The organism is Rossellomorea vietnamensis (assembly GCF_001305855.1).
Classification (GTDB): Bacteria; Bacillota; Bacilli; order Bacillales; family Bacillaceae_B; genus Rossellomorea; species Rossellomorea vietnamensis_A.
The window spans coordinates 55461-76960 of the sequence record NZ_LIXZ01000017.1; the positions used below are offsets into that span (position 1 = coordinate 55461).

23 protein-coding genes, 11 tRNA genes and 1 rRNA gene are annotated in these 21500 nt (G+C 43.0%); 33 read left to right on the forward strand and 2 right to left on the reverse strand.

The window, feature by feature from the left end:
* Positions 1-62 precede the first annotated feature (62 nt).
* From AM506_RS17670 to AM506_RS17695, 6 genes are all read left to right on the forward strand, one after another.
* A complete protein-coding gene (locus AM506_RS17670; protein ID WP_060673908.1) occupies positions 63-752 on the forward strand; it encodes an alpha/beta hydrolase in 690 nt (229 codons plus the stop codon).
* 262 nt (positions 753-1014) lie between these two features.
* The gene (locus tag AM506_RS17675) at positions 1015-2532 is read left to right on the forward strand and encodes a DEAD/DEAH box helicase (protein WP_060673910.1); all 1518 of its coding nucleotides are present in this window, start codon (positions 1015-1017) and stop codon (positions 2530-2532) included.
* 311 nt (positions 2533-2843) lie between these two features.
* Positions 2844-3812 (forward strand): nuclease-related domain-containing protein, encoded by a 969-nt coding sequence (locus AM506_RS17680; RefSeq protein ID WP_060673912.1) that lies wholly within the window; start codon positions 2844-2846, stop codon positions 3810-3812.
* A gap of 47 nt (positions 3813-3859) precedes the next feature.
* Positions 3860-4822, forward strand: coding sequence for a UV DNA damage repair endonuclease UvsE (gene uvsE / locus AM506_RS17685; protein ID WP_060673914.1), 963 nt, complete (start codon positions 3860-3862; stop codon positions 4820-4822).
* A gap of 96 nt (positions 4823-4918) precedes the next feature.
* Positions 4919-5398, forward strand: coding sequence for a PH domain-containing protein (locus AM506_RS17690; RefSeq protein ID WP_060673915.1), 480 nt, complete (start codon positions 4919-4921; stop codon positions 5396-5398).
* A complete protein-coding gene (locus tag AM506_RS17695) occupies positions 5391-6845 on the forward strand; it encodes a PH domain-containing protein (RefSeq protein WP_082386435.1) in 1455 nt (484 codons plus the stop codon). The genes AM506_RS17690 and AM506_RS17695 overlap by 8 nt, the downstream gene beginning before the upstream one ends.
* 44 nt (positions 6846-6889) lie before the next feature.
* Here AM506_RS17695 and AM506_RS17700 read toward each other — a convergent pair whose 3' ends face one another.
* On the reverse strand, positions 6890-7474 hold the full coding sequence (locus tag AM506_RS17700) for a rhomboid family intramembrane serine protease (protein WP_060673919.1): 585 nt from the start codon (positions 7472-7474) through the stop codon (positions 6890-6892).
* A 138-nt stretch (positions 7475-7612) separates the two neighbouring features.
* Here AM506_RS17700 and acpS point away from each other — a divergent pair, with 138 nt between their 5' ends.
* From acpS to AM506_RS17770, 14 genes are all read left to right on the forward strand, one after another.
* Complete coding sequence (gene acpS, locus AM506_RS17705) at positions 7613-7963, forward strand: holo-ACP synthase (RefSeq protein ID WP_060673921.1); 351 nt, start codon at positions 7613-7615, stop codon at positions 7961-7963.
* A gap of 212 nt (positions 7964-8175) precedes the next feature.
* Positions 8176-9189, forward strand: coding sequence for a LolA family protein (locus AM506_RS17710; RefSeq protein ID WP_060673923.1), 1014 nt, complete (start codon positions 8176-8178; stop codon positions 9187-9189).
* A gap of 252 nt (positions 9190-9441) precedes the next feature.
* The gene (gene alr, locus AM506_RS17715) at positions 9442-10647 is read left to right on the forward strand and encodes an alanine racemase (protein ID WP_060673925.1); all 1206 of its coding nucleotides are present in this window, start codon (positions 9442-9444) and stop codon (positions 10645-10647) included.
* A gap of 126 nt (positions 10648-10773) precedes the next feature.
* A complete protein-coding gene (locus AM506_RS17720; RefSeq protein ID WP_032085355.1) occupies positions 10774-11055 on the forward strand; it encodes a CopG family ribbon-helix-helix protein in 282 nt (93 codons plus the stop codon).
* Positions 11056-11059: 4 nt separating this feature from the next.
* A complete protein-coding gene (gene ndoA, locus AM506_RS17725) occupies positions 11060-11410 on the forward strand; it encodes a type II toxin-antitoxin system endoribonuclease NdoA (protein ID WP_034763063.1) in 351 nt (116 codons plus the stop codon).
* A gap of 408 nt (positions 11411-11818) precedes the next feature.
* Entirely contained in the window at positions 11819-12649 is an 831-nt protein-coding gene (locus AM506_RS17730) for an RsbT co-antagonist protein RsbRA (protein ID WP_060673927.1), read from the forward strand.
* Complete coding sequence (locus tag AM506_RS17735) at positions 12646-13002, forward strand: STAS domain-containing protein (RefSeq protein ID WP_034763058.1); 357 nt, start codon at positions 12646-12648, stop codon at positions 13000-13002. The genes AM506_RS17730 and AM506_RS17735 overlap by 4 nt, the downstream gene beginning before the upstream one ends.
* Before the next feature lie 2 nt (positions 13003-13004).
* Complete coding sequence (locus AM506_RS17740; RefSeq protein ID WP_060673929.1) at positions 13005-13406, forward strand: anti-sigma regulatory factor; 402 nt, start codon at positions 13005-13007, stop codon at positions 13404-13406.
* An 11-nt stretch (positions 13407-13417) separates the two neighbouring features.
* Complete coding sequence (locus AM506_RS17745) at positions 13418-14428, forward strand: PP2C family protein-serine/threonine phosphatase (protein WP_060673932.1); 1011 nt, start codon at positions 13418-13420, stop codon at positions 14426-14428.
* A 75-nt stretch (positions 14429-14503) separates the two neighbouring features.
* Positions 14504-14836 carry an anti-sigma factor antagonist gene (locus AM506_RS17750; RefSeq protein ID WP_060673934.1) on the forward strand — a complete coding sequence of 111 codons (333 nt, stop codon included), beginning with the start codon at positions 14504-14506 and terminating at the stop codon, positions 14834-14836.
* Positions 14836-15303 carry an anti-sigma B factor RsbW gene (gene rsbW, locus AM506_RS17755; protein ID WP_034763252.1) on the forward strand — a complete coding sequence of 156 codons (468 nt, stop codon included), beginning with the start codon at positions 14836-14838 and terminating at the stop codon, positions 15301-15303. The genes AM506_RS17750 and rsbW overlap by 1 nt, the downstream gene beginning before the upstream one ends.
* Positions 15281-16078 carry an RNA polymerase sigma factor SigB gene (gene sigB / locus AM506_RS17760; protein ID WP_060673936.1) on the forward strand — a complete coding sequence of 266 codons (798 nt, stop codon included), beginning with the start codon at positions 15281-15283 and terminating at the stop codon, positions 16076-16078. The genes rsbW and sigB overlap by 23 nt, the downstream gene beginning before the upstream one ends.
* The gene (locus tag AM506_RS17765; RefSeq protein ID WP_060673938.1) at positions 16078-16674 is read left to right on the forward strand and encodes a PP2C family serine/threonine-protein phosphatase; all 597 of its coding nucleotides are present in this window, start codon (positions 16078-16080) and stop codon (positions 16672-16674) included. The genes sigB and AM506_RS17765 overlap by 1 nt, the downstream gene beginning before the upstream one ends.
* Before the next feature lie 190 nt (positions 16675-16864).
* Entirely contained in the window at positions 16865-19033 is a 2169-nt protein-coding gene (locus tag AM506_RS17770; RefSeq protein WP_152968626.1) for a Tex family protein, read from the forward strand.
* Positions 19034-19107: 74 nt separating this feature from the next.
* On the opposite strand, the gene cmpA is transcribed toward AM506_RS17770, so the two are convergent.
* Positions 19108-19221, reverse strand: a complete 114-nt coding sequence (cmpA, locus tag AM506_RS22585) for a cortex morphogenetic protein CmpA (protein ID WP_094075192.1) — start codon at positions 19219-19221, stop codon at positions 19108-19110.
* 143 nt (positions 19222-19364) lie between these two features.
* Here cmpA and AM506_RS17775 point away from each other — a divergent pair, with 143 nt between their 5' ends.
* The 13 genes from AM506_RS17775 to AM506_RS17835 all read left to right on the forward strand — a co-directional run.
* Entirely contained in the window at positions 19365-19841 is a 477-nt protein-coding gene (locus tag AM506_RS17775) for a SprT family protein (RefSeq protein ID WP_060673942.1), read from the forward strand.
* A gap of 119 nt (positions 19842-19960) precedes the next feature.
* Positions 19961-20035, forward strand: a tRNA-Asn gene (locus tag AM506_RS17780).
* Positions 20036-20042: 7 nt separating this feature from the next.
* Positions 20043-20133: transfer RNA gene (locus AM506_RS17785), tRNA-Ser, on the forward strand.
* 16 nt (positions 20134-20149) lie between these two features.
* Positions 20150-20221: transfer RNA gene (locus AM506_RS17790), tRNA-Glu, on the forward strand.
* Between the two features lie 110 nt (positions 20222-20331).
* Positions 20332-20408: transfer RNA gene (locus tag AM506_RS17795), tRNA-Asp, on the forward strand.
* Positions 20409-20491: 83 nt separating this feature from the next.
* Positions 20492-20566 (forward strand) — tRNA-Gln (locus AM506_RS17800).
* A 4-nt stretch (positions 20567-20570) separates the two neighbouring features.
* A tRNA-Lys gene (locus tag AM506_RS17805) sits at positions 20571-20646 on the forward strand.
* Positions 20647-20680: 34 nt separating this feature from the next.
* Positions 20681-20762: transfer RNA gene (locus tag AM506_RS17810), tRNA-Leu, on the forward strand.
* A gap of 75 nt (positions 20763-20837) precedes the next feature.
* Positions 20838-20923 (forward strand) — tRNA-Leu (locus AM506_RS17815).
* Between the two features lie 19 nt (positions 20924-20942).
* Positions 20943-21019, forward strand: a tRNA-Arg gene (locus AM506_RS17820).
* A gap of 53 nt (positions 21020-21072) precedes the next feature.
* Positions 21073-21149 (forward strand) — tRNA-Pro (locus tag AM506_RS17825).
* 14 nt (positions 21150-21163) lie between these two features.
* Positions 21164-21237: transfer RNA gene (locus AM506_RS17830), tRNA-Gly, on the forward strand.
* Between the two features lie 96 nt (positions 21238-21333).
* Positions 21334-21500, forward strand: a 16S ribosomal RNA gene (locus AM506_RS17835); the annotation flags it as partial.

Consider the following 21500-nt stretch of genomic DNA (forward strand, 5'->3'; position numbering starts at 1 on the left):
GAGCTTGTATATGTCGGGAGGGTGGCTCGCTCCCTACCTTTTACTAAGTAAGTGGGGATAACATGATCGGTTGTTTACTAATCCATGGTTTCACAGGGAGTCCTTTTGAAGTAGAACCCCTGGCTGAATTCCTCCGAGAAAGAACCGATTGGAAAATCGTCATGCCGACTCTTCCGGGTCATGGGGAAACACTCGAACTGAAAGGGATTAAGCATATTGAGTGGATCGAACATACTGAGTCCGAGCTGAAAGCCCTGTTGGACACATGTGATAAAGTGTATGTAATTGGTTTTTCAATGGGTGGATTGATTGCCTCATATCTTTCGGTGAAGTACGATATAGATAAGCTCGTCCTGTTAAGTGCTGCAGCTTACTATATAAATGTTAAACAGTTACTGAAAGATATTGGAAATTTAATCAAAGAAGGAATACAAGGAAATATAATGGAAAACGAGCTGTACAAACGGTATAAATTCAAAGTGACCAAAACCCCGATCCTGTCGACATACGAATTCAGGAAAGTCGTCCGTATCGCTCGTCCGCTCCTCCAAAAGGTGAGCATCCCAACCTTTATCGCTCAAGGAGAGAATGATGGAATAGTCCCCCCTAAAGCTGCGAAATATATATATGAGACTATTTCCTCAAAAAAGAAAAACCTATTTTATTCCCCTGAAGCCAAACACTTGATATGCCATAGTAAGGATAAGCACGAACTTTTTGATAAGATCTACCAATTCCTGCAAAGTGAATAGAGTGACTATTTGACATTAGATTGAAATTCCATTCTAGAAGTGGTAACATTACTACAACATAGTTCTTAATTTGTTGGACGTGCTAGCTCTTCTATTTTGAAGAGTGTATTTTTTTGTACCAAACATAAAAACTAAACATCTCATATAGACGGTTTTAGATTAGATACCGAAGTCTTTCGGTGGGTAAGATTTCGTTCCAACCTAAAAATATAATCAGATAATGATTAGTTATAAAAGATGTAAATTAAAGGAGAATGTAACATTGACTAAGTTTGCAGATTTAAACTTAAGCGCATCTACGTTGAAATCAATTAAACGTATGGGCTTTGAAGAAGCGACACCAATTCAGGCGAGTACAATTCCAGTCGGTTTAGAAGGTAAGGATATTATAGGTCAGGCACAAACTGGAACAGGTAAAACAACAGCATTTGGAATCCCGATGATCGAGAAGATCGATGTGAAAAATCCAAACGTTCAAGCTCTTATCATTGCACCAACTCGTGAACTTGCCATCCAAGTTTCAGAAGAGTTATACCGTATCGGAGCTGACAAGCGTGCACGCGTGTTATCTGTCTACGGAGGACAGGACATCCAACGTCAAATCCGCGCGATGAAAAAGAACCCTCATATCATCGTTGGTACACCAGGTCGTCTTCTTGACCATATCAAACGTAAAACGCTCAACCTTGAAAACGTTGAAACATTAGTACTTGACGAAGCAGATGAAATGCTGAACATGGGCTTCATCGAAGACATCGAAAGCATTCTTGAAACTGTTCCAAGCACAAGACAAACACTTCTATTCTCTGCCACAATGCCGGATCCGATCCGACGCATTGCAAACCGCTTTATGACAGAGCCGGAAGTAATCAAGGTTAAATCAAAAGAAGTAACGGTTTCGAACATCGAACAATTCTATACAAAAGTAAGCGAAAAAGAAAAATTCGATACTCTTTCCCGTTTAATCGATGTACAATCACCGGAACTCGCGATTGTATTCGGTCGTACAAAGCGTAGAGTAGACGAATTAGCGCGTGCTCTCAGCATCCGTGGCTACCTGGCAGAAGGGATTCACGGAGATCTTTCTCAAGCTCGTCGTATGACAGTTCTTAAGAAGTTCAAAGAAGGCCGCATCGATATCCTGATTGCAACAGACGTTGCTGCTCGTGGATTAGATATCTCTGGCGTAACACATGTTTACAACTTTGATATTCCTCAAGATCCTGAAAGCTACGTTCACCGTATCGGACGTACAGGTCGTGCAGGTAAGAAAGGTATGTCCATCACTTTTGTTACACCAAGAGAAATGGGTTACCTGAAGATCGTTGAACAAACAACGAAGAAGAAAATGACGGCCCTTAAGCCACCTAGCTTAAACGAAGCACTTGAAGGTCAGCAACGCATGGCACTAGAGAAGCTGGTTGAAGCTGCGAAGGAAAGCGATCTTAAAGAGTACTATCCATTAGCAGAAGAATTCCTTGGAAGCCATGATTCCGTTCAAGCAGTAGCGGCAGCGATCCGTGTATTGACAAAAGAACCGGATACAACTCCAGTAGACATTACTGAAGAGCGTCCATTACCATCAAGAGGCGGTGGAAATCGTGGTGGCGGAAATCGCGGCGGTGGATACAAAGGTGGAGCTCGCAGCGGAAGTCGCGGTGGATCTTCACGCAGCGGCGGTGGAAATCGCGGAGGCGGAAGCCGTGGTGGAGATCGCAACCGTACAGGCGGCGGCAGACCACAATCTTCAAGCAAACGTAAATCTTATAACAATTCTTGATTAGATAGATAGAACACGATGACCTTTAGGGGTTGTCGTGTTTTTTTGTTGGTGGTGTGGGTTTGGATTGGGAAATTGGGATGAGGGGTCGGAGATGGGAGTGATTGGTTATCCAATATTTGTAAAACTACGCAATTAACTCGTGAAATGACGCAATAAATTAAAAAACGACGCAATTATCCGGAAAATGACGCAATCAGACCCCAAAATGACGCAATCAATATTAATATGTTAATATTTCCATTTCGAAGAAGGGTATTTCCAACCCGTGGCGAACTAAATATCCATACCAGCTAAAGGAGAGTGATCAATTGATCTGCAAAGAGCTAACAATTCCGCTAATTCTTGAAAAAACAGAGGCATTATCAGGTCGGATCGTCCATCATCATCCAAAGGTTCCCCTCATAGAAAAGGATTTAAGAAAAAGAAAGGCAGGTTACAACGGTGAATCCACGGTTTACTACCACCTCACCTTCTTGAAAGACAAAAAATATAAGATCTTTTACAATGTAAGACTCCCCATCTTCTCAAATCATTTCCAAATGGACTTTCTCATCCTCACCCGGTTCTATATTTTGATCATCGAAGTAAAAAACATATCAGGAATGGTGACCATCGATCCTTTCATCAAACAACTGACCTGGACTCATAAAGGGGTGACGGAAGGATTCACCGATCCGGTCTCGCAAGTGCAAAGGTATAAATTATTACTCCAGAAATGGTTCAGTACCCACAAACTGAAGCATCCCCCAATCGAACACCTCGTCGTATTCAGCAACCCATCAACCACTTTGAATTACACCGTATCCCCGGCGCCGGATGACCCCTACAAACAGATTATCCATGCTCAAAATGTCATCGAAAAGATCAAAGAATGGAATGAAAAGCATCCAACCACAAACGTGACAGATAAAGAACTTGTAAAAATGAAGAGGCTCATAATAAAAAGACATGAGGAGCCGGAAATGGACATCCTAAAAGCCTACTCCCTGACAAAAAGCGATATCCTCACCGGTGTACGCTGTGAAAACTGCCAACACATCCCCATGATCAGAGTCAGTGCTTCATGGTCCTGTTTTAAATGCCACCATTTTTCTAAAACCGCACATACCACAGCCATCCAGGATTATTTCTTACTACTGAATAACCACCTAACCAATAGCGAGTTAAGAAAGTTCCTTCATCTAACTTCAAGAAATACAGCATATAAAATCCTGAAATCCCTTCAATATGAAACCCGGGGAGGGACGAAATCCGTTACCTACTCACCCACAAAATAATTCCCCGACAGAGCGCACATACTAATCCAAAAAGGAGTTCTCCATCCATGACACTCATCAAAATCGGCTATGTAGCCATGAGCATGAACCTTCAAAACGCATCTCCCTCCCAAACAATGACCTATAAGCAGTTTGCAGGCATAAAGGATCGAGAGGCAGCAATTCATAAATTAGAGCGGATTGCCCGGTCCAATTTACAAAACTGCCTTAGGCTTTTAAAGCATAATGTCCTGAATGAAATCCATTTCTTCCGCTTCAGTTCAAAGTTGATCCCCCTTGCGAATCATCCTGAACTAAAGGGATGGGATTTCATTTCTCCGTTAAAGGAAGAGCTTGGAGCGATTGAAGAGTACCTGAAGCTTCATCCAATGAGGGTGGGTTTTCATCCTGATCACTTTGTTCTGCTGAATTCGAGTGATGTCGATGTGCTGAAAAATACGCTGAAGACGCTGAAGATGCATGAGGCTTTGTTAAAGGGGATGGGCATTGATCCGACCCACCGATGTGTTCTCCATGTGGGTGGAGCTTATGAGGATAAAGAAAAGGCCCTTGAACAATTTATTCATAATTGGGGGCTTACACCGGTATCTCTTCAACGGATGATCATTCTTGAAAATGATGACACGGTGTTCAGTGCAGCGGATGCCCTTTATTTGTGTGAGAAACTTGGTATTCCACTTGTGTTTGATTATCATCACCATCTTGCTTATAACGAAAGGGATTGGCTGCTAGATTGGGAAAGAGTGGTTGGGACGTGGAGCCAGTCCCCGTTGCCGGTGAAAATGCATATATCCAGTCCACGGTCCCGGGAAGAATACAAGGCTCATGCTGATTTCATCGATCCCGGGATGTTCCTCGACTTTTTACATGGAGTAAAAGGCTCAGTCGATGAAATTGATTGTATGATCGAAGCGAAGAAAAAGGACGATGCGTTGTTTAAGCTAGTAGAGGACTTGCAAGGTATTGAAGGAATTGAATGGGTTGATAAAAGTTCCTTTATAGTGAAGTAGGTGGAAAGAATTATATTCTCCCCGCAATCTGAAACCATCTCTGTTCCAAAACGTATATTTACTGTAAGATTTAGTAAAGAGAGAAGGGGGATTTCAATGATTGGGGAACCGCAAAAGAGAATATCGCCATTGGCTTTGAAAGTATGGAAAATATACGGGGTATTGGAATCGCTGGTCGTGGCTGCCTTGGCAGCGGGAGCCATTGTTTTGACTTTTATATTTGATTGGTCCTCTTGGGTGACCGTCATATCAGTCGGTGTGTTCATCCTTTTTACATATGTGTTCGTGTTTTTACTTCCGACCATCAAATGGAAGAGGTGGCGGTATGAAGTGAGGGAACAGGAAATTGAATTGCAGAGGGGAATCCTGATTGTGAAACGGACACTGGTTCCGATGGTGAGAGTTCAGCATGTTGATACAGTGCAGGGGCCGATACTAAAAAGATACGGCCTATCGACGATTACCATATCCACTGCAGCAACCGTCCACGAGATTCCTGCTTTGGACATGGAAGAGGCGGATGACCTGAGAAATTCTATATCGCAGCTGGCGAGGGTGGCGGAAGATGATGTCTGAACATAAAAGGCTTCACCCAATATCGGCAGTGGCGAGTTTTGTTAAACAGCTGAAAGATTTGATTGTTCCGTTCGTGTTTTTGTTTGTCATAAACAATCGGGGGGAGAAGAATGGATTTTGGGATTATATGCCGCTTCTTTCCATGGCTGCTGTCCTTGTCATCGTTCTTGTTTTCGGAATTATTAAGTGGCTTCGTTTTACTTACCGGCTGGAAGAAGGCGAACTGAGGATAGAGTACGGGCTGTTTGTGAAAAAGAAGCGGTATATCCCGATTGAACGGATCCAGAGTCTGAACTTCTCGGAAGGTGTGTTACATCGTCCCTTTGGGCTTGTAAAGGTGAAGGTCGAAACAGCTGGATCTTCAAATGCCAGGGAGTCGGAAGCGGAACTGACCGCGATTTCAAAGGAGGAAGCGCTGGAATTAGAACAGATGATTTTTCGGCAGAAGAAGGGTCAGGGCGTCACGGAGGATTCTTCTCTGGAAGAGACCGCCATTCAGGAGTATGAACCTTTTTTCACCCTTGATTCCAAAGACATCTGGGTTCTTGCGGCAACCTCGGGGGGAGTAGGGGTCATTATTTCGGGGGTTGCGTTATTCTTATCTCAATTTAATGAACTCATTCCCTATAAAGCTGTATATGAAGAAGTGGCTGTCTTTATAAAAAGTGGAGTGTTCATTGTCGCATTGACGGCATTTTTCGGGCTGATCCTTGCATGGCTCCTCTCGATTGTTTGGACGTTTATCATTTATGGTGATTTTAAGATCAGAATAGTGGATGATCATATCGTCATGACGAGAGGACTGCTTGAAAAGAAGCAGGTGACGGTCCCGTTAAACCGGGTTCAAGGGATCCGGATCGTGGAAAATCCCATCAGGCAACTGATTGGGTATTGCACAGTGCATATTGAGAACGCCGGTGGATCTGTTTTAGAGAAAGACAGTACGAGTATTAAGTTGTTCCCGATCATAAAGAAGGAAAGGGTACCGGAGTTGTTAAATGGATTGTTTCCTGAATATATCATCCAAGATGATTTTAACGGACTGCCGGGACGTTCCATGAGAAGATATGTGTTCAGACAATCGGTCTGGGTGCTGGTTCCAGTCGCTGCTGCCTGCTATTTCTTCTGGCCGTATGGTCTTTGGGCAGCTCTCTTGATCCTGCCTTTTGGATTACTTGGATACTACCAATACCGGGCAGGCGGATTTAGAATCGATGGGGGGCAATTATCTTTGCGGTATCGAGGGGTATTGAAGAATACGATGTATATGAAGAAAAATCGCATTCAGTCCCTTGATACGAAAGAGAGCTGGTTTCAGACGAGAAAAGGATTGGGGAGTCTCACGACTACGGTGAAATCAGGAGCTGCCGGTTATGCAAGCCAGTTGAGAGATCTTAAGAAAGAAGATCTGAAAAGGATTGCCTCCTGGTTTTCCCATAGTATATAAACAAAGAAGCGGCCTGTTGATCCTGGCCGCTTCTTGCATGTTTCTTATTTCCTGCCCGAAATCCATCCGATGACAAATCCTGCGATCAACCCGAAGATATGGGCGGTAATGTTAATGCCTGATTGCATAAAAGTCATTACGACCCCGATGATCACGATGGGAAGGATGATTTGCCGGCTTTCTCTGGTGATGAAATGGTTCTTCAGAACGATCATGGCAATATAGAAGCCGAATAGCCCGAAAATGGCCCCTGATGCACCGACGTGGCTATAGGTAAGGGGCTTGATCAAATAGGTAATGATATTGGCAAACACACCGCTTGCTAAGTAAAGGGCAAGGAACTTTAGCTTTCCAAGGTGTTTTTCCAGAGGTGGTCCGAATAGGACAAGAGAGAACGAGTTGAATAATAAGTGTGCAAATCCCATATGGACGAAGATCGGAGTGATCAGTCTCCACCATTCTCCTTCCTTTATGAACACATTCACTCCGGCGAGTTGTTCGTACACCCACAATTGAGGGAAGATCGGCAGGACGCTGACGGTGTATAAGACTATATGAATCAATACAATCAGGGAGATAATAGGATAGTATCGTAGAAATTGAGAAAGACTTTCCGTTCGTACAAACATAGTGTATCCTCCTAGATGGGCTTATATGTCCCATAAAAATAACCGTTAGTACTATAGTATAAGAAAATGGTGAAAATCACGAGTAGAGTTCATTACTAAAATATGCAGGGCAGGACAAGAGTAGAAGGGGAGTAGCATATGATTAAAGGAATAGGGTTGGATATTGTAGAGATCGGGCGCATCCGGGAATTACTGGAACGGCAGCCGAAGTTCGTGAAGAGGATCCTTACGGAAAGAGAAGAGGATACGTTTTTTTCGCTGAGTGAAGGGCGCAGGATCGAGTATGTGGCTGGGCGTTTTGCGGCTAAAGAAGCTTACGCCAAAGCGAACGGGACCGGGATCGGGAAGGTGCTTTCGTTTCAGGATATTGAAATCAGTAAGGATGGAAACGGCAAGCCTTATTTTTCAAAGCCGGAAGGAACCGGGGCCCATCTATCCATCACTCACAGCAGGGAGTTTGCGGCAGCCCAAGTCATCATAGAAGAGTAATAAAATTTCAAGCTTGTCATCTTCACTAGCATAATCCCTCAGGTTGTCTCATATATTCAGTAGTGCAATAGGAGAGACAAGGCCAGTTGTCTAACAATCGCGGTTCGTTGGCGAATGGAACCGGGCATTCTTTCGAAGGATCGTCCATTCTTTGACAGGTGGCCTTCCCCTCTCTCAATTACGTTTATCCTGGGACAAAAGGGGTTGAAAAAATGAAGAAAAAGCTAGTGATACTAGTGATGGCCATGTTGGCGGTGCTTGCACTCGCTGCTTGTGGAGAACAATCGAAAGAAGATGTAACCAAGGACCTTAAGGCAAAAGTAGAAGATATGAAGGGGTACAAAGCAGATGCAAAGATGACCCTGCAGGTGGGAGAAGAACCCCAAACCTATGATGTTGAAGTTTGGCATAATGACCCTAATTATTATCGTGTAGCTTTAAAGAATGCTACGAAAGATCAAAGCCAAATGATCCTGCGTAATGATGAGGGAGTGTTCGTCCTGACACCGGCTCTGAATAAAAGCTTCCGATTCCAAAGCAACTGGCCGGAAAACAGCAGTCAGGCATACTTGTATGAATCACTGGTCAAAGATGTGTTAGAAGACAAAGATGCGACCTTCAAAGAAACGAAGAGTCACTATGTCTTCACGACGAAAACACGTTACCAGAACAGTCAGATGCTTCCTACACAGGAGATTGCTTTCAACAAAAAAGACCTGACGCCGGCATCCGTACATGTCATGGATTCAGATCAAAACCCGCTTGTGAAAGTGGAATTTTCAAAGATGGACATGAAAGCCGCGTTTGACAAAAAAGATTTCGATATGAAGAAGAATATGACCGGTGCCCAGCTTGAGGTTCCAGTAACAGCTGCAGTAGAAGATACGGAATTCACCGTTCTTTACCCGATGTCAGAAATCACCGGTACTGAATTAATAGAAGAAAAAGAAGTGGCGACCGATACAGGGAAACGCGTCATCTTAACCTATGATGGTGAAAAATCCTTTACGATCGTTCAAGAGAAGACGACTGTCGTCCCTACGATGACCGTGTCTACATCCCTGAAGGGGGAATTGGTGGACCTCGGCTTCACTGTAGCGGCCATGACAGATCAATCCATCCGGTGGACGAATAATGGTGTGGATTATATGCTTGCTTCAAATGACCTGACTCCTTCCGAAATGGTCATGGTGGCACAATCCGTGCAAGGTTCAATGGTGAAATAATAATTATGTACGGGGCGGTCCTATCGGGGCCGCCTCTTCATCTTTCAAAGCAATCCCCATCACAAATAGGGCGCAAAGTCCCGTTTCCAACCATAAATCCCCCCATATTCCCCATCAAACCCCATGCCGATGCTTTCCTTCCTGCTAAAAATCCAAAATCTATTCACCACAATCAATGATAATATGAATAATCCATGGTATTCTTGAATAGAATGACAATGTTTTGTGTAACGATATGAGGAAGTGAACAGAGTGGAAACCCAGACGCAATTTTTTCGAGACACATGGGCAGAAATAAATTTGGATCATTTATATGAAAATGTAAAAAATATTAAAGGTCATATCCCGGATGACGTGAATGTATTTGCCGTTGTAAAGGCGAATGCTTATGGGCACGGGGATGTTCAAACATCTCTAACTGCCCTCGCTGCAGGGGCACATGGATTGGCCGTTGCCTTCCTGGATGAAGCGATTTCTTTGAGAAGGGGAGGCATCAGCGCTCCGATTCTTGTTCTGGGGGCTACGCGGCCAAAAGATGTGAAGATTGCTTCTCAATTGGACATTTCATTAACGGTTTTTCATAAGGAATGGCTTGAGGAAGCTGAAAGACAGTTGTCGAAAGAAGATCATTTAAACCTCCACATCAAGTGTGATACCGGTATGGGGAGGATTGGGGTTCGGACCGCAGAAGAATTAAAGGGTGTCGAGGAGTATATCTGTTTCCATCCCCAATTCAAGCTTGAAGGGATCTTTACCCACTTTGCTACGGCGGATGAACTGAATGATGACTATCTTGATGAGCAATTGAGGCGCTTCGAATATATGCTTGAACAACTGGAATCACTCCCAGCGTACATCCATTCTTCCAATAGTGCGGCTACTCTCAGGAAAACGAACACCCTCTTTAATGCCGTTCGGGTGGGAATCGCCATATATGGTCTTACACCATCGCTCGAGATGAAACCGGAACTTCCATTTCCATTGAAAGAAGTCTTTTCGCTCCATTCCAGACTCATTCATACAAAGGAACTCGCAGCCGGGGAGAAAGTCAGTTATGGAGCTACGTATGAAACGGGTGAATCAGAATGGATCGGGACGATTCCGATTGGATATGCGGATGGCTGGCTGCGGAAATTACAGGGTCAGGCCGTTTTAGTGGACGGAGAGAGAGTTCCAATTGTTGGAAGGATCTGTATGGATCAGTGTATGATCCGGCTTCCGGAATCCCGGTCTATCGGTACCCGCGTCACGTTGATCGGCAAGCAGGATGAAGCTTCTATAACGATGGATGAAATCGCCCAAAAGCTAGATACCATCAACTATGAGATCCCTTGCATCATCTCGACAAGAGTGCCGCGTATCTATATTAGGAATGGGGAAGCGACGGAAGTATCGAATAAACTGTTATCAACAGGTATTCCCAGTCACCAGGAAAATAACGATCCATTCGATGAATAATTAGTATTTTAACTGGTGGATAATAGAAGAGATTGATAAATTAACTTTTCATTCCCTGTATTTGATGGTATGATAAATATGTTAATGAACAGAAACGGTATGTAGTGATTGGTGGAGGTGTAGTTTGTGTCTGAATCCAGCGCAACAACAGAAATCTTAATTCGTCTACCGCAACAGCTCGTTACAGAATTAGACGGCTTTGCAGATCAAGAAAATGTGAATCGCAATGAGTTTATTTATCGTGCAACCAAAATGTATTTAAGAGAGCGTAAGAAGAGACAATTACGTGAATCTATGAGACGCGGCTATATGGAAATGGCGAAGATTAATCTCGCAATCGCTTCAGAAGCGATTCAAGCAGAATATGAGGCAGAACATACAGTCGAACGCTTAGTAAGCGGAGGTTAATCCTTTGATTGTAAAGCGTGGTGACGTATATTTTGCAGACCTTTCTCCTGTTGTAGGTTCAGAACAAGGCGGAGTTCGGCCGGTGCTTGTTATTCAAAACGATATAGGGAACAGGTTTAGTCCCACAATTATTGTAGCTGCCATTACCGCACAAATTCAAAAAGCAAAACTGCCTACTCATGTTGAAATTGATGCAAAACGTTATGGCTTTGAACGTGATTCCGTTATCTTGCTTGAACAGATTCGAACGATTGATAAACAACGTCTTACCGATAAGATTACACACTTGGATGATGAGATGATGGAGAAAGTGGACGACGCCCTGCAGATCAGTGTGGGTCTGATCCAGTTTTGACTCGGGATTTCGTCCTGTGTGTGGATCCATTATCACGTATACAATAGGGACAATATAACTGCAAACCAGAAGGCTTGCTGATCAACAAAAGCTTGATCAGCAAGCCTTTTTGTTTTGCCTTTTTTATTTTAAATACCCTTTGAAGCCTTATTTTATCGTGAAAGAAGAAACTGGTATTGGAAATATAGACAATTTTATGACAAAACAAGGTAAACAATTTATAATGGGAAAAGAAAGCAATAAAACTACCCGAAAAGGCATAGGCTTTTTCTTTTCCATATTTATTTGTTACTATTAGAGTAATTACGTCATTTTTCGTTCTTAGTTGTAAACTACTTTAAGATTGGGTTACAACAATCGGCATAAATACTGAGGTTAAATTTCATATGATAGAATGGAGAGAACTAAATGTTTAGTGAAGTCACGGATTATATTCAAGACAATAAATCAGATATCACTAGTGTTTGGATGGAACGAATGAAGAATGAGGCGGATGAGAAATTTCTTCAAGTGGTTTCAGATCAGGTTTTCACAAAGACAAGCCATGAGTTTGTGGAAATGATTGCTGCCAACTTAAGAGATTCGAAAGAATTCAACAGCCGTCTTGAAGATTTCGCTGAAAAGGTTGTCAGGTTGGGGTGGCCACTGACCTTTGTGACAACAGCTTTAGGGACATTTGGTAAAGTGGTATACGAAGGCATGATGGAGGATCAGTTGATCACAGATGAAAATCATGCTGCGCAAGTTGAAAAGTTTGATCAATGGTTGACACCTATGTACAACAAAGTGGTTAAAGCTTACACAGAATCTTGGGAAAGAACGGTTTCTCTTCAAAAGATAGCATTACAGGAATTGTCTGCACCCCTAATACCGGTATTTGAAAAGATCTCCATAATGCCCCTTGTCGGCACTATCGACACAGAACGTGCCCGTTTGATTATGGAGAACCTGTTAAATGGTGTAGTGAAACATAGAGCTGAAGTCGTGCTGATTGATATTACAGGTGTCCCGGTAGTCGATACGATGGTCGCCCATCATATCATACAGGCGGCAGAAGCCGTTCGTTTGGTCGGGGCTAAGTGTATGCTCGTGGGTATCAGACCCGAGATCGCCCAGACAATCGTTAATTTAGGGATTGATCTTAATCAGTTCAGTACAAACAGTACATTAAGAAAAGGTATAGAAAAAGCTCTTGAAATGACAAATCGAAAAATAGTTTCGACGGAGGGATTAGAGTGAGAATACCAATTTTAAAGCTGCATGATTGTTTATTGATTTCCATTCAGTGGGAGCTGGATGATCAGACAGCCCTTCAATTTCAAGAGGATCTTCTTCAGAAGATTCACGAAACAAGTGCGAGGGGAGTAGTGATCGATATTACTTCCATCGATTTTATAGACTCATTCATCGCTAAAGTACTTGGGGATGTAATCAACATGTCCAGGCTGATGGGAGCGAAAGTTGTCATCACAGGCATTCAGCCTGCTGTAGCGATTACGTTGATCGAGCTTGGAATCAGGTTAGAGGACGTCCTGACCGCTTTGGATCTAGAAAAAGGTCTGGAGAAATTACAATTGGAACTGGGGGACTAGGTATGGATAGCCAATCCTGCGTGAAGATCACGAATGAATGGGACATCGTTGCTGCCCGCCAGTTAGGGAGGAATGTAGCGAAAGAGCTCGGATTCGGCACAGTTGACCAGGCTCGTATCACTACGGCTATCAGCGAATTAGCAAGGAACATCTATTTATATGCCGGCTATGGTCAAATTTGCATTGAAAAATTATTCGACGGCGGAAAAAAGGGAGTGCGCATCATCGCTTTAGATGAAGGCCCTGGTATTTCCGATATCAGAAAAGTAATGGAAGATGGATATTCCACATCAGGCGGATTAGGAGCAGGTTTACCTGGAGTTAAACGTTTAATGGACGAATTTAACGTCGAATCTGTACCAGGTGAAGGGACAGATATTAGGGCGACCAAGTGGCTCCGCTAGGGGGAGTTATTATGAATTTCAGAGAATTGATGGATTCAAAATATAGAGAGATTATTGAGCACTACTTAAACGACCAAGATGAGAAAGCTCTTTATTTGGGACAGAAATTCAGTCGCAAATCAATTGAGCATCACGTATCTCCGGAAGAAATCATCAGTCTTCATAAGAATGTCATTCTGGAAATGGAACCAAACATACCGCATCAGGTGCTGCATTCTTTCGATATTCTATTGGAAGTCATGATAGGTTATGGTTTTGCCTATCGTGAACATCAAAGCTTAAGGACGAAACAGCAGGAATTGAATAATGAAATAGATGTAGCATCCAATATGCAGCAAACCCTTCTTGGCACAGTCATTCCTTCAGTCGAAGGTTTGGATATTGGAGCGGTGAGTGTACCAGCAAAGAAGATGAACGGTGATTACTATCACTTTGTCCAGGATGAAAATGACTGCGTAAGTGTGGCCATTGCAGACGTGATCGGGAAGGGCATACCAGCGGCACTTTGTATGTCCATGATCAAATATGCAATGGATAGTTTACCGGAGTATCGCCATGAACCGAATGCTGTGTTGGAAAGCTTGAACAGGGTAGTCGAACAAAACGTGGACGCCAGTATGTTCATTACCATGTTCTACGGCGTGTATAATTCTGAGAAACATCTGTTTTCATATTCATCAGCTGGGCATGAACCCGGCTTTTTTTATAGAGCGTCAACCAATGAATATGAGGATCTTGATGCCAAGGGCCTTCTATTGGGTGTCGATAAAAAGGCGAAGTACAGACAATACGAAAGACGTGTGGAAGTGGGGGATATGATCATTCTCCTTTCTGATGGAGTAACAGAATGCCGCACGGAAGAAGGTTTCATCGAGAGGGAGGATCTGGTCCAGTTAATCAGCCGGTATACACACCTTCCTACTCAGGAAATCATCAATAATGTGTATAAACAACTTGAGAAACTGCAGCACTTTGAGCTTAGGGACGATTTCACCTTAATCATCATAAAAAGAAATTCATAATGTTGTTTATTTTCATCAGAAATAGGGTAAATGAATAAAGACGTATTATAATGTTGCCAAAAAGGTGGTCTTTTTATGAACTTATCAATAGATATGAAAGAAAAAGAAAATGAGCTGCTAGTTAAAGTAGCCGGTGAAATTGATGCATATACAGCTCCAAAGCTTAAAGAAACTCTTCAGCCGTCTGCTGAAGCTGATAATAAAGATATTACAGTCGATCTTTCAGATGTATCATACATGGATAGTACGGGACTCGGCGTGTTCGTCGGTCTGTTTAAAACGGTTAAGGCACGTGATGGACAGCTTAATCTAATCGGACTATCTGACCGTTTGCAAAGATTGTTTGATATTACAGGTTTAGGGGATATTATGAATATCAATTCCAAAGTAGAAGGTGGAGTGGAATGATGCAGGCTTTTGATTACATCGAGATGAAGATCCCCGCCAAGCCGGAATATGTCGGGGTCATTCGTTTGACGCTTTCGGGAATTGCAAGTCGTATGGGGTTTGACTATGATGCAATTGAGGATTTGAAGATTGCCACAAGTGAAGCGATCACTAATGCGGTTCAGCATGCGTATAAAGACAATGACGGAGAAGTGGTTGTCGGATTCGCGCTGTACGGGGATCGTCTTGAAGTGATGGTGGCTGATCACGGTGAAAGTTTTGATTTCAAAGAAATCCGCAGTGCTGTTGGTCCTTATCATGCCGATCATTCCGTGGAGTTCTTAAGAGAAGGTGGGTTAGGCCTTTACCTTATTGAGAGCCTTATGGATGATGTAAAAGTGCATCACAAGGAGGGAGTGACAGTCTTTATGACTAAATTCCTATCAGGGGAGCAGGTGGAGAGGGATGAAAAAACTATCTCAACCTAACCAGCAGGCTCAAAAAGAAAAAGTACTCAAGTGGATCAAGGAATATCAGGAAACCCAGGATGATGATGCCCAAAGCCAGCTTATTTTACATTATCAGAATCTTGTTGAGTCCATTGCGAGGAAATATTCAAAGGGCAGGTCTTTCCATGAGGATATTATCCAGGTAGGGATGATTGGACTTCTTGGTGCAATCAGGAGGTATGATGAATCATTCGGCAGATCATTTGAAGCCTTCGCGATTCCCACCATCATAGGTGAGATCAAAAGGTTCCTGAGGGACAAAACGTGGAGTGTACATGTTCCCCGGAGAATTAAGGAACTTGGCCCGAAAATTAAAGCGACGGTTGAAGAATTAACCAATAAATTGGAACGCTCTCCCCAGGTTCATGAAATTGCTGAGTACCTGGAAGTTAGTGAAGAAGAGGTTCTGGAAGCGATGGAAATGGGCAGGAGTTATCAGGCTTTGTCTGTGGATCACTCAATTGAGGCCGATTCAGAAGGAAGCACGGTAACGATACTGGATATCGTTGGAGATCAGGACGAAGGTTATGAAAAGGTAAACCAGCGCCTCGTTCTTGAGAAAGTCCTTCATGTCCTTTCTGACAGGGAAAAAGCTATTATACAACACACCTATTTAGAAAACCTAAGCCAAAAAGAAGCTGGGGAAAAGCTCGGTATTTCACAAATGCATGTTTCCCGTCTGCAAAGAAGAGCGATTAAAAAGCTTCGGGAAGCCATCCAAGAAGAGATGAACGATTCGGAGAGTCATTATTAATGGCTTATCTTCAACAAAATGAAATAGAGCTTTATGCAGAACAAGTATCGAAAAATGGGAATCCCTTTTGTGGTGATAGTTATTTCTATACTTCCACAAACGATTACTTTCTCTGTGTCCTTGCCGATGGTTTAGGCAGTGGTAAGTATGCCTATGAATCGTCACATGCTGTCGTTGAGATTGTTGAAAAAAATCATCACGAAGATGTTGAGACCCTCATGAGTCTTTGTAATGATGTCCTTCAGAAAAAACGAGGAGCTGCCGTGGCGATTATTAAAGCATATTACCATTCCAAAGAATTTGTGTATAGTTGTGTAGGCAATATCCGATTTTATATGTATGCACCAGAAGGTAAGATGACCTATCCCTTACCGGTCACAGGCTATCTCTCCGGAAGGCCTCAAACGTATAAAACCCAACGTTTTCATTATAATACCAATTCAAGATTTCTCATTCATTCAGATGGATTGAACATTTCCGGCGTAAAGAATATCCTTCAAAGATATCCGACCCTTCATGGGGCGCTAGGTGATATTCAATCCTTAGTAGACGGTACTTCAGATGATACAACATATATCATTGGAAACTTACTCTAACAGGCTTAGGGTAAGTTTTTTTGTTTATAAGTGCAATTTACGCCCCAAGGAATGCGAGCATGTGGAGTGGAAATCAACCACTCCAAAGGCTATATAGTCAAGAAACCCATCGGTCACTAATCCGCCGTTTCAAACCCCAAAGACAGATATGGTAAAATAAATGAGAATCCTATCAATGGAGGTAATACAATTGGCAGCAACATTAACAAAGCAAGAATCATTACTTCATCAAGTATCAAAAGAATTGAACTTATCAATAAAGAATGTAAAAAGCGTCATTTCACTTCTGGAGGAAGGGAATACAGTTCCTTTCATCGCACGTTACCGAAAAGAGCAGACAGGCGCACTGGATGAAGTCCAGATTCGTAATATCATGGATAAATGGAATTATCTGCAGAATCTAGAGCAGCGAAAAGAAGAAGTCATCCGTATGATAGAAGAACAGGGGAAGTTAACGGAAGAATTAACCCGGTCCATTCAAAAAGCGGATAAGCTGCAAATGGTGGAAGATCTATATCGTCCATATAAACAAAAGAGGCGTACCAAAGCAACCGTAGCAAAAGAAAAAGGCTTGGAGCCCTTGGCCGAATGGATTCTTACCTTCCCATTAAAAGGGGACCTTTCAGGTGAAGCTTCAAACTATATCTCTGAAGAGAATGAAGTAACAACAGTCGAAGAAGCCCTGGGTGGAGCCCGGGACATCATTGCAGAATATTTATCCGATGAAGCTTCTTACCGGGACTACATAAGAAAATATACATTCCGTAAAGGATTAATTGAATCAAAGGTAAAAAAAGAAGAGTTAGACGATAAAAAAGTGTTTGAAATGTACTACTCCTATCAGGAACCGATTCACAAAGTTGTCCCTCATCGTGTCCTGGCGATGAATAGAGGGGAAAAGGAAGACATTCTCAAAGTGAACATCCAGCCAGATACAGAAGGTATTCAAACCTATTTGGAAAAGCAGGTGATCAAGAATATCCACTCCATTTCCGTGCCTCTTGTGAAAGAAGCAGTGGAGGATAGTTATAAAAGGCTCATCCAGCCATCAGTAGAAAGAGAAATCCGCAATGAGTTAACAGACAAATCGGAAGATCAAGCCATTCATATCTTTTCTGAAAACTTGCGTAAATTATTGCTCCAGCCTCCGATGAAAGGGAAAATGGTATTGGGTGTCGATCCTGCATTTCGGACTGGCTGTAAACTGGCCGTCATTGATGAAACGGGAAAAACCCTCGACATCAATGTGATCTATCCTCATACATCTCAATCACAACGAAATAAGGCGGAAGACGCTTTTAAATCAATTTTGACAAAATATTCGATTGAGGTCGTTGCGATCGGAAATGGAACCGCGTCGAGAGAAACGGAACAATTTGTTGTGGATTTATTAAAAGAAGTAGGCGGGAATATTTCATATTTAATAGTCAACGAAGCGGGGGCAAGCGTATACTCTGCATCGGATGTGGCGAGAGAAGAGTTCCCCGACCTTCAAGTAGAAGAAAGAAGTGCGGTCTCCATTGCACGGAGATTACAGGATCCATTAGCTGAATTGGTGAAAATCGATCCTAAATCAGTAGGGGTCGGGCAATATCAACATGATGTTTCCCAGAAGAAGTTGAACGAATCGCTAACTTTTGTAGTGGAAACGGCTGTAAACCAAGTGGGTGTTAATGTAAATACCGCATCATCATCCTTATTGCAATATGTAGCAGGTCTTTCTAAAACAGTGGCCAACAATATCGTGAAAAAGCGGGAGGAGGAAGGGAAGTTTGATTCCAGGGCACAATTAAAAAAAATCCCAAGACTCGGCGCGAAAACGTTCGAACAGTGTATCGGCTTCCTGAGGATAATAGATGGGAAAGAGGTGCTTGATAGGACGTCCATTCACCCTGAGAACTATAACGATGTTAAGAAGCTCCTTTCTAAAGTGGGCATGAGTGTAACTGACGTCGGGTCAGAAAAACTCAAACAGTCTTTGGAACAATTGAATATAGAGGAAGTCTGTGAAGAGTTGGAAATAGGGAAATTAACATTGAAGGATATCATCGATTCACTCATTAGACCAGGTCGAGATCCGAGGGATGAGTTTCCTAAACCGTTACTGAAAAAAGATGTTCTGAAGCTTGAAGATCTATCTGAAGGAATGGAGTTACAAGGAACCGTTCGAAATGTAGTCGATTTCGGTGCCTTTATTGACATTGGCGTGAAACAAGATGGGCTTGTCCATATCTCAAAGCTGAAAAATGGTTTCGTGAAGCATCCATTAGATGTGGTTTCAGTCGGGGACGTTGTGACCGTTTGGGTTGATAGTGTAGATGTCCAAAAAGGCAGGGTCGCACTGACAATGATTCCTTAAGAAATGAATAGGAGCTGACTGAATGATAGAGAGCTATCTGGAGGTCAGCTCTTTTTTATATACGCTGGAATTCATTAAGAGCAGTTCTTCTTTCTGTAAAAATTCCAACATTGATTAAGGAGTTTGATCTGGTATCGATCTTTCTCAAGATAAGCTTTCCTCAATTGATTGACAAGCCAATTTGGCATCGTTGAACCTCCTTATCCCTTTGAAAGTGGCGATTTAGTAAGCAGTCTTTCTCCGGGTAGTTTGTCAGTTTAAAACAATAAGGGTGATACCTAGTGTATGCTATAATAGGTTGTCATGTTCTAATTAAGAAAGAAGGATTTGTATGACAAATGCTGAGCTGCAGCAATTAGTTGAAAGAATTTCAATCCAATCATTCAACAAGCCATTCCAACATAAGGCGTATTTCAACCCCAGATTACGCACCACGGGTGGAAGATATATGTTGGGCAGCCATGATATCGATATTAATCGAAGATATCTAGACGAGCATGGAATGGAAGAATTGATCGGGATTATTAAACATGAGTTATGTCATTACCACCTTCATATTGAAGGAAGAGGATACAAACATGGAGATCAGGACTTTAAGAGCCTGCTCAAGCATGTCGGGGGCCCGAGGCATTGTTCTTCGTTGCCAAGTGGGAACAAGAGAAGGCGGGTGTTATATTATGTCTGTTCTCAGTGTGGTCTTAACTTCGAAAGAAAAAGAAAAATCAATACAAGGAAATATGTGTGTGGCCGCTGCAAAGGAAAACTTCGTCTCGTAAAGGAGGTCGTGATTGAAAATGGCCAGGTGTAAGAGAGGCAACCGTGTTTTTTATTGAAGGAAAAGTGCCTGAAAGTTGTTGACAAGGAATCGATGAGTCATTATAATCTAAAGAGTCGATAAGACGAGTTAAGCGTAAAAATACTTCACGTTCCGCAGTAGCTCAGTGGTAGAGCTATCGGCTGTTAACCGATCGGTCGCAAGTTCGAATCTTGCCTGCGGAGCCATTTTTATGGGGAAGTACTCAAGTGGCTGAAGAGGCGCCCCTGCTAAGGGTGTAGGTCGGGCAACTGGCGCGAGGGTTCAAATCCCTCCTTCTCCGCCATTTCCATTTAAAACGTGGCCCGTTGGTCAAGCGGTTAAGACACCGCCCTTTCACGGCGGTAACACGGGTTCGAATCCCGTACGGGTCATTTTGCTTACTTAAGGTAAGGGGTATTTTTTTTGCTAGCATAAAGGTAATGAAACCTATTTTGCTAAAGCATGGTAAGGATAGTTATTTTCGCTATCGCGAAAAAACTCTGGTCCGGTAGTTCAGTTGGTTAGAATGCCTGCCTGTCACGCAGGAGGTCGCGGGTTCGAGTCCCGTCCGGACCGCCAGATTTATTTTTGAAAAAAGCAATTGACTTTATCGAGGTGGACATGTTAATATAAAAACCTCGTCACTTTTTAAAAAAGAGTATTGGGCTATAGCCAAGCGGTAAGGCATCGCACTTTGACTGCGACATGCGTTGGTTCGAATCCAGCTAGCCCAGCCATTACGAGCCATTAGCTCAGTTGGTAGAGCATCTGACTTTTAATCAGAGGGTCGAAGGTTCGAATCCTTCATGGCTCACCATTTTTTGCTTAAGCAAAAAATAACACAGATTCATGCGGGTGTGGCGGAATTGGCAGACGCACCAGACTTAGGATCTGGCGCCGCAAGGCGTGGGGGTTCAAGTCCCTTCACCCGCACTTTTAAAAACCTTTTGAAAAGTTGTTGACAAAATAGATCTTCCTCAGTTATAATAGTGTTTGTCGCTTTAGAACGCGGTCGTGGCGGAATGGCAGACGCGCTAGGTTGAGGGCCTAGTGGGGGCGACCCCGTGGAGGTTCAAGTCCTCTCGGCCGCACCAAAAAGTTTCACAGACATATGCGCCCGTAGCTCAATTGGATAGAGCGTTTGACTACGGATCAAAAGGTTAGGGGTTCGACTCCTCTCGGGCGCGCCATCTTGCTTCTACTGGTGAGTGTCGGATTCACAGTTATACATATGCTTTTCTGACGGGAAGTAGCTCAGCTTGGTAGAGCACTTGGTTTGGGACCAAGGGGTCGCAGGTTCGAATCCTGTCTTCCCGACCATCATAATTTTATATGCGGGTGTAGTTTAGTGGTAAAACCTCAGCCTTCCAAGCTGATGATGAGGGTTCGATTCCCTTCACCCGCTCCAATTTAAACCATGATTATTGAACCTTGAAAACTGAACAAAACAAGACAATACGTCAACGTTAATTCTAGATTTATTTTTAAAGAGCTATTCAAACTTTTATCGGAGAGTTTGATCCTGGCTCAGGACGAACGCTGGCGGCGTGCCTAATACATGCAAGTCGAGCGGATTGATGGGAGCTTGCTCCCTGATATCAGCGGCGGACGGGTGAGTAACACGTGGGTAACCTGCCTGTAAGACTGGGATAACTCCGGGAAACCGGGGCT

Bases quoted from the DNA above. Each gene is read 5' to 3' on its own strand.
- AM506_RS17670 (WP_060673908.1), top strand. From the start codon at position 63: ATGATCGGTTGTTTACTAATCCATGGTTTCACAGGGAGTCCTTTTGAA.
- uvsE (WP_060673914.1), top strand. From the start codon at position 3,860: ATGACACTCATCAAAATCGGCTATGTAGCCATGAGCATGAACCTTCAA.
- AM506_RS17690 (WP_060673915.1), top strand. From the start codon at position 4,919: ATGATTGGGGAACCGCAAAAGAGAATATCGCCATTGGCTTTGAAAGTA.
- AM506_RS17695 (WP_082386435.1), top strand. From the start codon at position 5,391: ATGTCTGAACATAAAAGGCTTCACCCAATATCGGCAGTGGCGAGTTTT.
- AM506_RS17700 (WP_060673919.1), bottom strand. From the start codon at position 7,474: ATGTTTGTACGAACGGAAAGTCTTTCTCAATTTCTACGATACTATCCT.
- acpS (WP_060673921.1), top strand. From the start codon at position 7,613: ATGATTAAAGGAATAGGGTTGGATATTGTAGAGATCGGGCGCATCCGG.
- AM506_RS17710 (WP_060673923.1), top strand. From the start codon at position 8,176: ATGAAGAAAAAGCTAGTGATACTAGTGATGGCCATGTTGGCGGTGCTT.
- AM506_RS17730 (WP_060673927.1), top strand. From the start codon at position 11,819: ATGTTTAGTGAAGTCACGGATTATATTCAAGACAATAAATCAGATATC.
- AM506_RS17740 (WP_060673929.1), top strand. From the start codon at position 13,005: ATGGATAGCCAATCCTGCGTGAAGATCACGAATGAATGGGACATCGTT.
- AM506_RS17745 (WP_060673932.1), top strand. From the start codon at position 13,418: ATGAATTTCAGAGAATTGATGGATTCAAAATATAGAGAGATTATTGAG.
- AM506_RS17750 (WP_060673934.1), top strand. From the start codon at position 14,504: ATGAACTTATCAATAGATATGAAAGAAAAAGAAAATGAGCTGCTAGTT.
- rsbW (WP_034763252.1), top strand. From the start codon at position 14,836: ATGCAGGCTTTTGATTACATCGAGATGAAGATCCCCGCCAAGCCGGAA.
- sigB (WP_060673936.1), top strand. From the start codon at position 15,281: ATGAAAAAACTATCTCAACCTAACCAGCAGGCTCAAAAAGAAAAAGTA.
- AM506_RS17765 (WP_060673938.1), top strand. From the start codon at position 16,078: ATGGCTTATCTTCAACAAAATGAAATAGAGCTTTATGCAGAACAAGTA.
- cmpA (WP_094075192.1), bottom strand. From the start codon at position 19,221: ATGCCAAATTGGCTTGTCAATCAATTGAGGAAAGCTTATCTTGAGAAA.
- AM506_RS17775 (WP_060673942.1), top strand. From the start codon at position 19,365: ATGACAAATGCTGAGCTGCAGCAATTAGTTGAAAGAATTTCAATCCAA.